Here is a 13,318-nt window from a genome sequence, read left to right as displayed (position 1 = left end):
CCGCGCGGATCGATCGGAGCCGCGGCGAGGGCTCCGCTGCGCTCGGCACCGGAAACCGGCTGAGCGCAGCGGAGCGCCTGCGAGGGCCTCTCCGTGACGGGGTCAGCGGTAGACGGTCGTGATCGCGCCCGTCGAGACGCCACGGAACTCGGCCTCGAGCGACTCGAGGGAGCGCTTGTTGGTCTCCGGCACCGCCCGGGACACGAACAGGATCGAGACGAGGTTGATCAGCACGAAGATCGCGAACGTGCCGGTGGATCCGAGCGCTCCGTTCACGATCGGGAACAGGAACGAGATCAGCGCGTTCACGAGCCACAGCACGAACACCGAGACGCCCATCGCGAAGCCGCGGATCGCCAGCGGGAAGATCTCCGACAGCAGCAGCCAGACGCCCGTGCCGATGAAGCACTGCACGAACGCGACGAAGAGCAGCATCGCCGCGAGGATCAGCACGACCCGGAACCCCGACTCGGGGAGCAGGAACGCCAGTGCGAGCACCGCCTGGGACGATGCGACCCCGGTGAACCCGATGACCATCATCTTCTTGCGGCCGACGAAGCCGAGCAGCCAGATGCCGAGGAGGGTCATCGTGACGCTCGTCACGCCGACGGCGATGGTGTCGACCAGGGCCGCGTTGGTGCCGAGGCCCGCGCTCTCGAGGATGGTCGGTGCGTAGTAGTTGACGGTGTTGATGCCGGTCGCCTGCTGCACGGCGGCGAGACCCATGCCGATGAACAGGAGTCGACGCATCCACGGGTTGTCGACGAGGTCCCGGATCGTGTGACCCTTCTCACGGCTGGCGATCTCCGCGGTGTACGAGATCTCGTTCAGCTCGGCCTCCACCTCCGACTGGGGGCGGCCCAGTGCGAGCACCGCCCTCGCCTTGTCGACGTCGCCGCGGACGGCGTGCCAGCGCGGCGACTCGGGGAGCAGGAAGAGACCGATGAGCAGGGCGACCGCCGGGACTGCGGCGACGCCGAGCATGACGCGCCAGACCTCGTCCGAATGGATGGTCGCGGACAGGATCGCGTTGATGACGAAGGCGAGCAGCTGGCCGGACACGATCATGAGCTCGTTGATCGTGACCATGCGGCCGCGGCGGCCGGCGGGTGCCATCTCCGCGAGATAGACGGGGCAGATGACCGACGCGGCGCCGACGCCCAGGCCGAGCAGCACACGCGCGACGACCATGAAGGCGAACGTGGGGGCGAGGGCGCTACCCGCTGCACCGACCAGGAACAGCACGGCGCAGACGAACAGCGCCGCCCTGCGACCGAGCCGGTCGGCGACGGGCCCCCCGCCGAGCGCGCCGAGCGCGGCGCCGGGGAAGAGCAGCACGCTGACGACCGTTCCCTGCTCCGCCGCGGTGAGGTGCAGCGAGGACTGGTGCAGGTAGAGCAGCGCGCCCGAGATGACGCCCGTGTCGTACCCGAAGAGCAGGCCGCCCAGGGTGGCGATGACGGTCAGCAGCGCGAAGAAGCCGCTGCGGGGAACCGGCGCGACCCCGGCGCCGGGGCGGGTCGGTGCGGGCGAATTGGACATCGATGTCTCCCTCGGTTCTGCGCGGGCCGCGCTCGGCTCTTCCTCAAGCCGGATACGGCGCCCCTCTCGCTCGTGGGACGTCGATCGGCGCGGTGAGCGTATCGCAGGTGGTCCGAATGTCCTAACAAAGTTCGGGGCGGGGTTGTCGGGTTGCCTGGGCGTGGGGCAGTCGTCCTACGACGACCTCCACGGTCCTGCGCCGCGGCCGTGTCGGCCACGATCCGGGTCGACCGGAACTCTCGGGTGACTCGCTCAGACGGCCGGCAGCAGGATGTCCCGGACGAGGGCGTCGAGCTGCGCGTCGGCCTCGAGGAACTGCCGCAGCGTGCGCACCGTTGCGCCGAATCGCTCGAACTCGTCGATGCGCATGCCGCCCTCGTCGTACGCGCGGACGAACTCCGGGACCTTCGACCGAAGGGTGGCGATGATCTCCGGGTCGACCGGCTCGTCGATCGCGTGCGGCCGGACCGGGATGCGGTTCTCATTGATCCGTGCCTGCCAGTCGAACGGCGGTGACACGACGAGGTCGCCCCCGATCAGCTCGCTCCACTGCATGGAGTTCCGGAAGGCCGCCGAGAGGATGCGGACGCGATAGCCGCGGTCCTTGTAGAGCCGGTACGCCTTCTTCAAGGCTGCGACGCCCGCCCACTCGAGGTGGCCGGGATCGACCAGGACCCGGTGCTGCGCGGTCCAGGCCCTCAACCAGTCGTCGAGCCGGCCGCCCATGATGGTGCAGACGGAGCCGAAGTGCTCCGTGGGCAGCCCCTCCGCCTCCCGGCGGCTGAATCCCCGCTCGATCGCCTCCGCGACCGCGATCGCCTGAGGGACCGTGAACGACACCGTCGCGTTGATGCTGACGCCTCGATAGGTCGCGTCCTCGATCGCCTCGATTCCGGTCCTCGTCGCCGGGATCTTCACGATGATGTTCCGGGCGAGCTGCGAGAACTCGACCGCCTGGTCGGCGAGCGCCTTCGCGTCGCGATGCAGGCGCGGGTCGGTCTGGATCGACAGTCGCCCGTTGACGCCGTCGGACGCGTCGAACGCCGGCTCGAGCAGCTTCGCTGCGTCGACGGACAGCTCCTTGACGACCATCCACCCCAGCTCGGATTCGCCGGCGGTCGGGTGCTCCTCCGCCATCGCCGTGATCCTCGGAGCCCATTCTGCGAGGTGCGACTTGATGACCGTGTACGCGATCACCGGGTTGCAGGTGGCGCCGACCGCGCCGAACTCGATCGAGCGGGCGAGCTCGATCGGGTCCGCCGAGTCGTTCCAGAGGGCGGTGGGCGTCGTGTCCGCCGCCAGGCGGAGCGGGAGCGGTGATCCCGCTCCCGCCGGCTGTGGCGTCTGAGCAGTGATCGTCATGATTCCTCCGGTCGATCGGCGCGCGAGCCGTGGCGGTGAGCGGCCCGGCCCAGGGTAATCACCCCCGCTGACAATGTCAGTACAAAGTTTGCGGCGCGAGGCATCCCGGGCGTACGCTTCCGGATATGTCAGGACAAATGGGCGGGTGGCGTCGCGGCCTCCCGGCTCGTCCCGCTCCGACGGCAGTCCACGACCGGAAGCGCATCGCCGCATGACCGGACGCGCCGGCTCGCGGTTCGACCTGGTCACCATCGGCCGGGTCGGCGTCGACATGTATCCCCTCCAGGCCGGCGTGGGCCTGGAGGACGTCGAGACGTTCGGGAAGTACCTCGGCGGCAGCGCGACCAACGTCGCGATCGCCGGCGCTCGACACGGCCTGCGGACCGCGGTCATCACGCGCACCGGCGCCGACCCGTTCGGCCGGTTCGTGCACAAGGAGCTCCAGCGCCTGGGGGTGGACGACCGCTTCGTCAGCGCGGTCGACCGCTTGCACACGCCCGTCACGTTCTGCGAGATCTTCCCGCCGGACGACTTCCCGCTGTACTTCTACCGCGACCCGATCGCGCCCGACCTGGCGATCAGCGCGTCGGAGCTCGACCTCGACGCCATCACCCGAGCCCGCATCTACTGGTCGACCGTCACCGGGCTCAGCCACGAACCGAGCCGCACCGCGCACCACACCGCTTGGGAGGCCCGGGGGCGCAGCCCGCTGACGATCCTGGACCTCGACTACCGGCCGATGTTCTGGCGCAGCCCCGACCATGCCCGGCGCGCGGTCGGCGCCGCCCTCGACCATGTGACCGTCGCCGTCGGCAACCGGGAGGAGTGCGCGATCGCCGTCGGCGAGACCGATCCCGACCGCGCGGCCGACGCGCTGCTCGAACGGGGAGTGGAGCTGGCCGTGGTCAAGCAGGGACCGCGTGGCGTGCTCGCGAAGACGCGGACCGAACGCGTGGAGGTGGCGGCCTACCTGATCGATGTCGTCAACGGCCTCGGGGCCGGCGACGGATTCGGCGGGGCGCTCTGCTACGGGCTGCTGCAGGACTGGCCGCTTGAGCGCGTGCTCCGGTTCGCCAACATCGCCGGTGCCATCGTCGCCGGTCGCCTCGAATGCTCGACCGCCATGCCGACCACGGACGAGGTCGAAGCGGTGCTGCAGGAGCCGGTCGATGTCCTCTGACGCGATCGACTTCGACCGGCTGCGCCGGCTCCGCGCCGAGCAGCCCGCCCTCGTCGGCGAGCTGCTCCGGGCACGACCCCGCCGAGACCTGCTGACGGGCGACGGCCGGCTCTTCATCGTCGCCGCCGACCACCCGGCCCGCGGTGCACTGGCCGCCGGCGGTCGGGAGACCGCGATGGCGGATCGCTACGACCTCCTGGTGCGACTCGTGACCGCGCTCCGCCGACCGGGCGTCGACGGCGTCCTCGGCACGCCCGACATCATCGAGGATCTCGCGATCCTGGGCGCGCTCGACGGGCGCGTGGTCGTCGGCTCCATGAACCGAGGCGGCCTGCGCGGTGCGGCCTTCGAGATGGACGACCGCTTCACCGGGTACGACGTGCCGACCATGGTCCGCGACGGGATCGACTTCGCGAAGCTGCTGATCCGCATCAACCTCGAGGACCTGGGCACCGCCGCCACCCTCGAAGCGACCGCTCGTGCCGTGACGGCCGCAGCCGAGGCGCACCTGCCGATCATGCTCGAACCGTTCCTCACCGGATGGCACGACGGCCGTATCGTGAACGACCTGTCGACGGACGCCGTCGTGCGATCCGTCGCGATCGCCTCCGGCCTCGGGGCCAGCTCGGCCTACTCCTGGCTGAAGCTGCCGGTGGTCGACAGGATGGAGGAGGTCATGGCCGCGACGACCCTGCCCACCCTCCTGCTCGGCGGCGACTCCGCGACGGAGCAGGAACAGCTCTTCGGGGCGTGGGCCGACGCCCTCGCCCTTCCCGGCGTCCGCGGCATCGTCGCGGGCCGCACCCTGCTCTACCCGGACGACGACGACGTGGCCGCCGCCGTCGACACGGCCGCGTCGCTCGTCCACTCGACCTCGCCCGTCCGCTGACCGGACGGCATCCCTCCACCACATCGATCGAGGACCCGCATGACCACCACCGCCCCCACCACCGATCGCGCCGAGTCCGACACCGTGCCGGTCGTCCCGCACTGGATCGCCGGCGCCGAGGTGCCCGGCACCGGCACCCGCAGGGCGCCGGTGTTCGATCCCGCACTCGGCATCGCCACGAAGCAGGTCGCCCTCGCCGACGAGGCGGACGTGGACGCGGCCGTCGCCGCGGCGAAGGCCGCCTATCCGGCGTGGCGGGACCTCTCCCTCGCCCGGAAGCAGGCCATCCTCTTCGCCTTCCGCGAGCTGCTCAACGCCCGCAAGGGCGAGCTCGCCGAGATCATCACGAGCGAGCACGGCAAGGTGCTGTCCGACGCGCTCGGCGAGATCAGCCGCGGGCAGGAGGTCGTGGAGTTCGCGACCGGGATGGCGCACCACCTGAAGGGTGAGTTCTCGGAGCAGGTCTCCACGGGCGTCGACGTCTACTCCCTGCGGCAGCCGCTGGGCGTCGTCGGGATCATCTCCCCGTTCAACTTCCCGGCCATGGTCCCGATGTGGTTCTTCCCCATCGCGATCGCGGCGGGGAACACGGTGGTGATCAAGCCGAGCGAGAAGGACCCGTCCGCGTCGCTGTGGATCGCGAAGCTGTGGCAGGAGGCCGGGCTGCCCGACGGGGTCTACAACGTGCTGAACGGGGACAAGGTCGCGGTCGACGGCCTTCTCACCCACGACGACGTGCGGTCGATCTCGTTCGTGGGTTCGACGCCGATCGCCCAGTACGTGTACGAGACCGGCACGAAGCACGGCAAGCGGGTGCAGGCCCTCGGCGGGGCGAAGAACCACATGCTCGTGCTGCCCGACGCGGATCTCGACCTCGTCGCCGATTCGGCGATCAACGCGGGCTTCGGTTCCGCGGGGGAGCGGTGCATGGCCATCTCCGTCGTCGTCGCGGTGGAGCCGGTGGCGGACGACCTCATCTCGAAGATCACCGACCGGATGTCCGGCCTGAAGATCGGCGACGGCCGCCGCAACTGCGACATGGGCCCGCTCGTCACCGAGGCGCATCGTGACAAGGTCGCGTCCTACATCGACATCGCGGCCGAGGACGGCGCGGAGGTCGTCGTCGACGGCCGCGGCGTCCAGGTCGACGGCGACAGCAACGGGTTCTGGCTGGGACCGACCCTGCTCGACAAGGTGCCGACGACGTCGAAGGCCTACACGGAGGAGATCTTCGGCCCGGTGCTCTCGGTCGTCCGCGTCGCCACCTACGAGGACGGCGTCGAGCTCATCAACTCGGGGGCGTTCGGCAACGGCACCGCGATCTTCACCAACGACGGGGGAGCCGCTCGCCGGTTCCAGAACGAGATCGAGGTCGGCATGATCGGCATCAACGTGCCGATCCCCGTCCCCGTCGCCACGTTCTCGTTCGGCGGCTGGAAGCAATCCCTGTTCGGCGACACCAAGGCGCACGGCGTCGAAGGCGTGAAGTTCTTCACCCAGCAGAAGGCGGTGACGTCCCGCTGGCTGGACCCGAGCCACGGCGGGGTCGACCTGGGCTTCCCGCAGAACTGACCGCCCCGGCGTCCCGCACCCGTCCGGGCCTGCGGGACGCCCCTGCATGAGGAACACGACGACGTGACGATGAACGACTGGTTCTTCCCGAGGCACCGCCTCGCCCAGGAGGACTGGGAGACGGTGGTGGGGCCGGATCTCGACGGCTGGCAGCACACGGGTCTCCGCGTGGCGAGCCTCGACGGCGGGACGGTCGAGCTGCCGGCCGATGAGGTCGAGCGGATGGTCGTGCCGCTCAGCGGCGCCTTCCGGGTCGCCACCCCGCTGCGCGTCTTCGAGCTCACCGGCAGGGCCGGGGTGTTCGACGGCCCCACGGACGTCGTCTACCTCGGAGCCGGCTCCGCCGCGACGATCTCCGGCTCCGGCCGGGTCGCCGTCGCCGAGGCGCCGACCGACCAGGTGCTGCCGGACGCCCACCTGCCCGCGGCCGAGGTGCCGCTCGAGATCCGCGGCGCCGGCCGCTCCACCCGGCAGGTCCACAACTTCGGCACGCCCGACGGGCTCGACGCGGCGAAGCTCATCGTGTGCGAGGTGATCACGCCCGCGGAGAACTGGTCCTCGTATCCGCCCCACAAGCACGACGAGGCGGGACCGACGGAGAGCCGGCTCGAGGAGATCTACTACTTCGAGGCCGCCCCTACCCGCGGCTCCACCGCGCCGGAGGGAGGCGATCCGTTCGGCTTCTTCGCCACCTACTCCTCGCCGGCGGGCGCGATCGACACCGCCGCGATGGTGCGGACGGGGGACGTCGCACTGGTGCCGTACGGCTACCACGGGCCGGCCGCCGCGGCTCCCGGCTACGACCTCTACTACCTGAACGTCATGGCGGGTCCCGGGCCCGACCGGGCCTGGCGCATCAGCGACGACCCCGCGCACGCTTGGATCCGCTCGACCTGGGACGGCCGGTTCCCTGATCCCCGACTGCCCTACGCCCCATGAGGAGGGACCACCGATGAGCATCGACGTCGAGCCCGAGACCCGCACCGTCCACACGCCTCGGCGCTCCCGCACCATGACGGTCGCGCAGGCGCTCGTGGAGTTCCTCGCGAACCAGTGGACGGTCGACGGCGACGTGCGCGAGCGCACGATCGCCGGCACCTTCGGCATCTTCGGCCACGGCAACGTGGCCGGGATCGGCCAGGCCCTCCAGCAGCTGCACCACGACCGCCCGGGGCTCATGCCCTACCACCAGGCCCGCAACGAGCAGGCGATGGTGCACCAGGCGGTGGGCTACGCCCGCATGCGCCGGCGCCGCGCCACCTATGCAGCGGCGGCCTCCGTGGGTCCGGGCGCCGCGAACATGCTGACCGGCGCGGCGCTCGCGACCGCGAACCGGCTGCCCGCCCTGCTGCTGCCGAGCGACACGTTCGCGACCCGCGTCTCGGACCCCGTGCTGCAGCAGCTCGAGCACCCGCACGACCCCGGCATCCAGGTCACCGACGCCTTCCGGCCCGTGTCTCGGTTCTTCGACCGGGTGCAGCGGCCCGAGCAGCTCTTCTCGATCGCCCTCGCCGCACTCCGCGTGCTGACGGACCCCGCCGAGACCGGTGCGGTGACGATCGCGCTCCCGGAGGACGTCCAGGCGGAGACCATCGAGGTGCCGGTCGAGTTCCTCGCGCCCCGCGACTGGCACATCCGGCGACCGCTGCCCGAGCGGGGCCCGCTGGACCGTGCCGCGGCCGCGATCCGTCGTGCCGACCGGCCGATGATCATCGCGGGCGGGGGCGTGCTCTACTCCGAGGCGGAAGCAGCGCTCGCCGCATTCGTCGAGGCGACCGGCATCCCCGTCGGCACTTCGCAGGCCGGCGGCGGAGCGCTGCCCTGGGACTCCGCCCAGTACCTCGGCGGGGTGGGCGCGACAGGAACCGCGGCCGCGAACCGCGTCGCCGAGACCGCCGACGTGGTGATCGGCATCGGCACCCGGTACAGCGACTTCACCACCGCGAGCCGGACCGTGTTCCAGCGCGACGGCGTGATCTTCGTGAACATCAACATCGCGGGGTTCGACGCCTACAAGCACGGCACCCAGCTCCCGGTGATCGCCGACGCCCGGGAGGCCGTCACCGCGCTCGCAGCAGCACTCGACGGCCACCGGGTCGCTCCGGCGTACGCGGAGGAGATCGCGGCCGGCAAGGCGGAGTGGGATCGGCTGGTCGATGCGGCTTTCGAGCCGTCCGGTCGCACCCTGCCCGGCCAGCCGGAGATCATCGGTGCGGTGCAGTCCGTCTCCGATCCGCGCGACGTCGTCGTGCAGGCCGCCGGGTCGCTGCCCGGCGACCTGCACAAGTTGTGGCGGGTGCGGGATCCGCTCGGGTACCACGTCGAGTACGCCTTCTCCTGCATGGGGTACGAGATCGCGGGCGGCCTGGGGGTGCGCAGGGCCGCGCCGGACCGGGACGTGCTCGTGATGGTCGGCGACGGCTCGTACCTGATGCTGCACACCGAGCTCGTCACCGCCGTCGCGGAAGGCCTCAAGATCATCGTCGTCCTGATCCAGAACCACGGCTACGCCTCGATCGGGCACCTGTCCGAGACGGTCGGGTCCGAGCGCTACGGAACGCAGTACCGGTTCCAGGATCCCGACTCGCTCGACTTCCAGGGGGAGCAGCGGCTGCCCGTCGACCTCGCCGCCAACGCGCGCAGCTACGGCGTCGACGTGATCGAGGTCGAGCCGGGCCCCGACGCGATCGACGACCTGAAGACGGCGGTGCTCGCGGCCAAGGCCTCGGCCCGCACGACCGTCGTGCACATCAACAGCGATCCGCTGCTCTACGCCCCCGACGGCGGCGGCTGGTGGGACGTGCCCGTGGCCGGCGTCTCCACGCTCGACACGACCATCCGCGCGAGGGCCGAGTACGAGGAGCAGCGGGCCGCCCAGAAGCCGCTGCTCGGCTGAGAAGAACCGGGCCGACCATGAGGGGAACGACGCTGTGACCGATCCGACCGCGACCGAACGAGCCGCGGAGCCCGCGCTCCGCATCGGCACCGCTCCCGACTCCTGGGGTGTCTGGTTCCCGAGCGACCCGCGCCAGATCCCGTGGGCCCGCTTCCTCGACGAGGTGCAGGCCGCCGGATACACCTGGATCGAGCTCGGCCCGTACGGCTACCTGCCGACGGACCCCCACCACCTGGAGGACGAGCTCGGCGCGCGAGGACTCCGGCTCTCGGCCGGAACCGTCTTCACCGGGTTCCACAAGGGGGACGACCAGTGGCAGCGGGCATGGGACCAGGCGCTCGACGTCGCCGGTCTCGCCTCGAAGCTCGGCGCCGACCACCTCGTGGTCATCCCCGACCTGTGGCGCAGCGACGCGACCGCGGAGGTCCTGGAGTCCCGCACCCTGACCGACGAGCAGTGGAGCCGCCTCGCGGCCGGTCACGACCGGCTCGGCAAGGCCCTCCTCGACGAGTTCGGCGTCCGTCAGCAGTTCCACTCCCACGCGGACAGCCACGTCGGCACCTACCGGGAGGTGACGCGCCTCCTCGACGAGACGGACGTGCGGTACACGAACCTCTGCCTCGACACCGGACACTTCGCCTACTACGGCGGCGACAACCTGCGCCTCATCCGGGAGCGGCCGGATCGGATCGGGTACCTGCACCTCAAGCAGGTGGACCCGGAGCTGCTGTTCGAGGTGCTGAAGAACGACGTCCCGTTCGCCGAGGCCGTCCCGCAGGGGATCATGGTCGAGCCCCCCGCCGGCGTGCCCGCGCTCGGCCCGATCATCGACGCGGTCAGCGCGATCGATCCGGAGATCTTCGCGATCGTCGAGCAGGACATGTACCCGGTCGCACGTCTCGATCAGCCGCTACCGATCGCGACCCGTACCCGGGAGCACATCTTCTCGTGCACCCGTCACGCGCGGATCGCGTGACCGACACCTCCCCGACGAACACGAGGACCTCGACATGAGCAGCACCACCGTGACGCCCGCCGGCGCCGCCCGCCGTGACGCGGACGCCCGCGACCTCCGGGTCGCCGTCGTCGGCGCCGGGATGATGGGCGCCGACCACATCAACCGGATCACGAACCGCATCCGGGGCGCAGCGGTCGTCGCGGTCGTCGAGCCCGACGAGGGCCGAGCGGCTGCCGGGGTCGCCGCCGCGCCCGGATCCGTCGCGCGGACGCGGATCGAGGAGGCCATCGACCGGGACGACCTCGATGCCGTGCTGATCGCCACACCGGGCTTCCTGCACGAGCCGGTCCTGCTCCCCGCACTCGAGGCGGGCCTCGAGATCCTCTGCGAGAAGCCCCTGACGCAGGACAGCGACTCGTCCGCCCGCATCCTCGAGGTGGAGCAGCGGCTCGATCGGCCGCACATCCAGGTGGGCTTCATGCGCCGCTTCGACCCGCAGTACCGGGAGCTCCGGAACCTCGTCGAGACGTCCGATCTCGGCGCGCTCCTCGGGCTGCACTGCGTCCACCGCAACCCGTCGGTCGCGTCGTCGTACACGGAGGCCATGCTGATCACCGACTCGGTGGTGCACGAGTTCGACGTCGTCCCCTGGCTCGCCGGGTCGGACATCGCGTCCGTCGAGGTGAAGCCGCTGCGTCGCAACTCGGTGTCGGCCTTCGCCGATCCGGCGCTCGTGCTGCTGCAGCTCGAGAACGGGGTGCTCGCCGACGTCGAGATCAACGTGAACGTGGGGTTCGGCTACCAGGTGAAGACCGAGGCGGTGTTCGAACACGGCATCGCCGAGATCGGCCGCACGGCCGGCTTGACCGCCTGGCGCGACGGCCATGTCGTCACCGCCGAGCACATGTCCTTCACGACGCGATTCGCCCCCGCGTACGACGAGCAGATCCAGCGCTGGGTCGACGCGGCCGCGCGGGGCACGATCGACGGGCCCTCGGCCTGGGACGGCTACCGCGTCGCGCTCGCCTGCGAGGCGGGCGTCGCGGCTCAGCACACCACCGGCCCGGTCGACGTCGCCACCGCCGCCAAGCCCGACTTCTACGCCTGAGGCACGCATGGTCAGGATCGCGCTCGACCCCACCCCGTACCACGCGACCCACGGGCTGCTCGACTTCGCGGACAAGGCGGCGGAGCTCGGGTACGAGTGGTACCAGCTCACACCGCACGTGGACTTCCTGCCGTTCTTCCGCCATCCGCGCGTCGACGACGAGCTCCTCGCGGCGGTGAAGAAGCGGGCGAAGGACGCCGGGATCGGCATCTCCTCCCTGCTGCCGGTGCAGCGCTGGTCATGGCCCGACGAGGAGCCGCGGCTCGCCGCCGTGCGGAACTGGACGCGCATCATCGAGATCGCCGTGGAGCTCGAGGTGCCGGTGATCAACACGGAGTTCTCCGGCCGGCCGGAGCGATCGGAGGAGTCCGAGCGGGCCTTCTACCGCTCGATGGAGGAGCTGCTGCCGATCTTCGAGCGCGAGGGCATCCGCGTGAACGTCGACCCGCATCCCGACGACTTCGTCGAGGACGGTCTCGAGGCGGTCCGAATCATCCGGGGACTGAACTCGTCGGCGGTCGGATTCGTCTACGTGGGGTCCCACACGTTCCACTACGGCGGCGACGCGGCCGGGATCATGTCGTCCGCCGGCGCCCGGCTCGGCGCGGCGTACGTCGCCGACAGCTTCGACCACCACCGCAGTCACGGCCTGCGCTACATCTCGAACCCGCCGGGGAACGCGGCCCGGGTCCACCAGCACCTCCCGCTCGGTGACGGCGACGTCGACTGGGACGTGTTCTTCGCCGCTCTGGGCGCGAACGGCTTCTACGACCGCGACGACTCGATGATCGTCTCGAACGTCTTCGCGGAGGACGAGCGCGCCGACGAGGTCTCCCGGTTCCAGCTCGAGCAGATCACGCAACGGATCCGTCGAGCGGGCGGAGCGGCATGACGGGCGTCAGGCCTGCAGGGCGCGTGCCGCGGCACACCGCGCGTGCGCTTTCAGGTCCACTCAGGGATGCGGACAAAGTCGCGACTTTGCTAGCCTGTTAAGACATAAAGCTGAGGAGTGCGGTGCCGAACACGGAGATCACGATGCTCCCGGACTCGGTCCTGCTCACGGACCGGTCGGGCCCGGTACCCCTGTACTTCCAGATCGCCACCGGCATCGAGCAGGCCATCCGTTCCGGAGATCTGCCCGCCGGAGCCCGGCTCGAGAACGAGATCGCCCTGAGCGAGCGGCTCGGGCTCTCGAGGCCCACCATCCGGCGCGCGATCCAGGAGCTCGTGGACAAGGGCCTGATCGTGCGGCGCAGGGGCATCGGCACCCAGGTCGTGCACGGATCCGTGACCCGGCAGGTCGAGCTGACGAGCCTCTGGGAGGACCTCGAGCGCACCGGGCAGCATCCCACCACCACGCTGCTGCGGCGCGAGGTGATCGAGGCGGACCAGCGCATGGTGGACGCGCTCGGCGTCGAGCTCGGCAGCCCCGTGCTGCACCTCCGGCGGCTGCGTGGAGCGGACGGCGTTCCCGTCTCGATCCTGGAGAACTACCTGCCGGAGGACTTCACGGATCTGACCGAGGAGCAGCTCCGCCAGCACGGTCTCTATCAGCTGCTGCGGATGCGGGGCGTGACCATGCGGGTCGCACGCCAGCGGATCGGCGCCCGTCGTGCGACGCCGGCCGAGAGCAAGCTGCTCGAGATCGATCGCAACGGCCCGCTGCTCACGATGGACCGCACGGCGTACGACGCGAGCGGCAAGGCGGCGGAGTTCGGTCACCACTGCTACCGGCCCGATCTCTACTCGTTCGAGATCACGCTCGTCGGTCACTGATCGCGGCCGCCGCGTGCGGCCGCGGGTCCATCCCG

Annotated in this window: 11 protein-coding genes; 9 read left to right on the top strand and 2 right to left on the bottom strand. The window is 70.7% G+C overall.

The genetic code is table 11. The features are described 5' to 3' along the window. Positions 1-102 precede the first annotated feature (102 nt). Together JWQ92_RS06870 and JWQ92_RS06865 are read right to left on the bottom strand one after the other, a co-directional pair. Positions 103-1,542 carry a sugar porter family MFS transporter gene (locus JWQ92_RS06870; protein ID WP_297343725.1) on the bottom strand — a complete coding sequence of 480 codons (1,440 nt, stop codon included), beginning with the start codon at positions 1,540-1,542 and terminating at the stop codon, positions 103-105. Between the two features lie 252 nt (positions 1,543-1,794). Next, positions 1,795-2,904 carry a transaldolase family protein gene (locus JWQ92_RS06865; RefSeq protein WP_297343724.1) on the bottom strand — a complete coding sequence of 370 codons (1,110 nt, stop codon included), beginning with the start codon at positions 2,902-2,904 and terminating at the stop codon, positions 1,795-1,797. 211 nt (positions 2,905-3,115) lie between these two features. Here JWQ92_RS06865 and iolC point away from each other — a divergent pair, with 211 nt between their 5' ends. The 9 genes from iolC to JWQ92_RS06820 all read left to right on the top strand — a co-directional run bounded on the left by iolC (position 3,116) and on the right by JWQ92_RS06820 (position 13,283). Further along, positions 3,116-4,084: a 5-dehydro-2-deoxygluconokinase gene (gene iolC / locus JWQ92_RS06860; RefSeq protein WP_297343723.1), complete on the top strand. Its 969-nt coding sequence runs from the start codon at positions 3,116-3,118 to the stop codon at positions 4,082-4,084. Next, positions 4,074-4,973, top strand: coding sequence for a deoxyribose-phosphate aldolase (locus JWQ92_RS06855; RefSeq protein WP_297343722.1), 900 nt, complete (start codon positions 4,074-4,076; stop codon positions 4,971-4,973). Before iolC ends, JWQ92_RS06855 begins: the two co-directional genes overlap by 11 nt. Positions 4,974-5,012: 39 nt before the next feature. Further along, complete coding sequence (locus JWQ92_RS06850; protein ID WP_297343721.1) at positions 5,013-6,545, top strand: CoA-acylating methylmalonate-semialdehyde dehydrogenase; 1,533 nt, start codon at positions 5,013-5,015, stop codon at positions 6,543-6,545. Between the two features lie 69 nt (positions 6,546-6,614). Continuing rightward, on the top strand, positions 6,615-7,484 hold the full coding sequence (iolB, locus tag JWQ92_RS06845; RefSeq protein ID WP_297343756.1) for a 5-deoxy-glucuronate isomerase: 870 nt from the start codon (positions 6,615-6,617) through the stop codon (positions 7,482-7,484). Positions 7,485-7,497: 13 nt separating this feature from the next. Beyond that, positions 7,498-9,441 carry a 3D-(3,5/4)-trihydroxycyclohexane-1,2-dione acylhydrolase (decyclizing) gene (gene iolD, locus JWQ92_RS06840; protein WP_297343720.1) on the top strand — a complete coding sequence of 648 codons (1,944 nt, stop codon included), beginning with the start codon at positions 7,498-7,500 and terminating at the stop codon, positions 9,439-9,441. Positions 9,442-9,475: 34 nt separating this feature from the next. Then, complete coding sequence (locus tag JWQ92_RS06835) at positions 9,476-10,417, top strand: sugar phosphate isomerase/epimerase (protein ID WP_297343719.1); 942 nt, start codon at positions 9,476-9,478, stop codon at positions 10,415-10,417. Positions 10,418-10,451: 34 nt separating this feature from the next. Continuing rightward, complete coding sequence (locus JWQ92_RS06830) at positions 10,452-11,507, top strand: Gfo/Idh/MocA family oxidoreductase (protein WP_297343718.1); 1,056 nt, start codon at positions 10,452-10,454, stop codon at positions 11,505-11,507. A 7-nt stretch (positions 11,508-11,514) separates the two neighbouring features. Next, a complete protein-coding gene (locus JWQ92_RS06825) occupies positions 11,515-12,399 on the top strand; it encodes a sugar phosphate isomerase/epimerase family protein (RefSeq protein ID WP_297343717.1) in 885 nt (294 codons plus the stop codon). 143 nt (positions 12,400-12,542) lie between these two features. After that, positions 12,543-13,283, top strand: a complete 741-nt coding sequence (locus JWQ92_RS06820; RefSeq protein WP_297343755.1) for a GntR family transcriptional regulator — start codon at positions 12,543-12,545, stop codon at positions 13,281-13,283. Positions 13,284-13,318 lie beyond the last annotated feature (35 nt).

The organism is Amnibacterium sp., from assembly GCF_025463795.1.
Classification (GTDB): domain Bacteria; phylum Actinomycetota; class Actinomycetes; order Actinomycetales; family Microbacteriaceae; genus Amnibacterium.
This window is presented reverse-complemented; position numbering and strand designations above follow the sequence as displayed.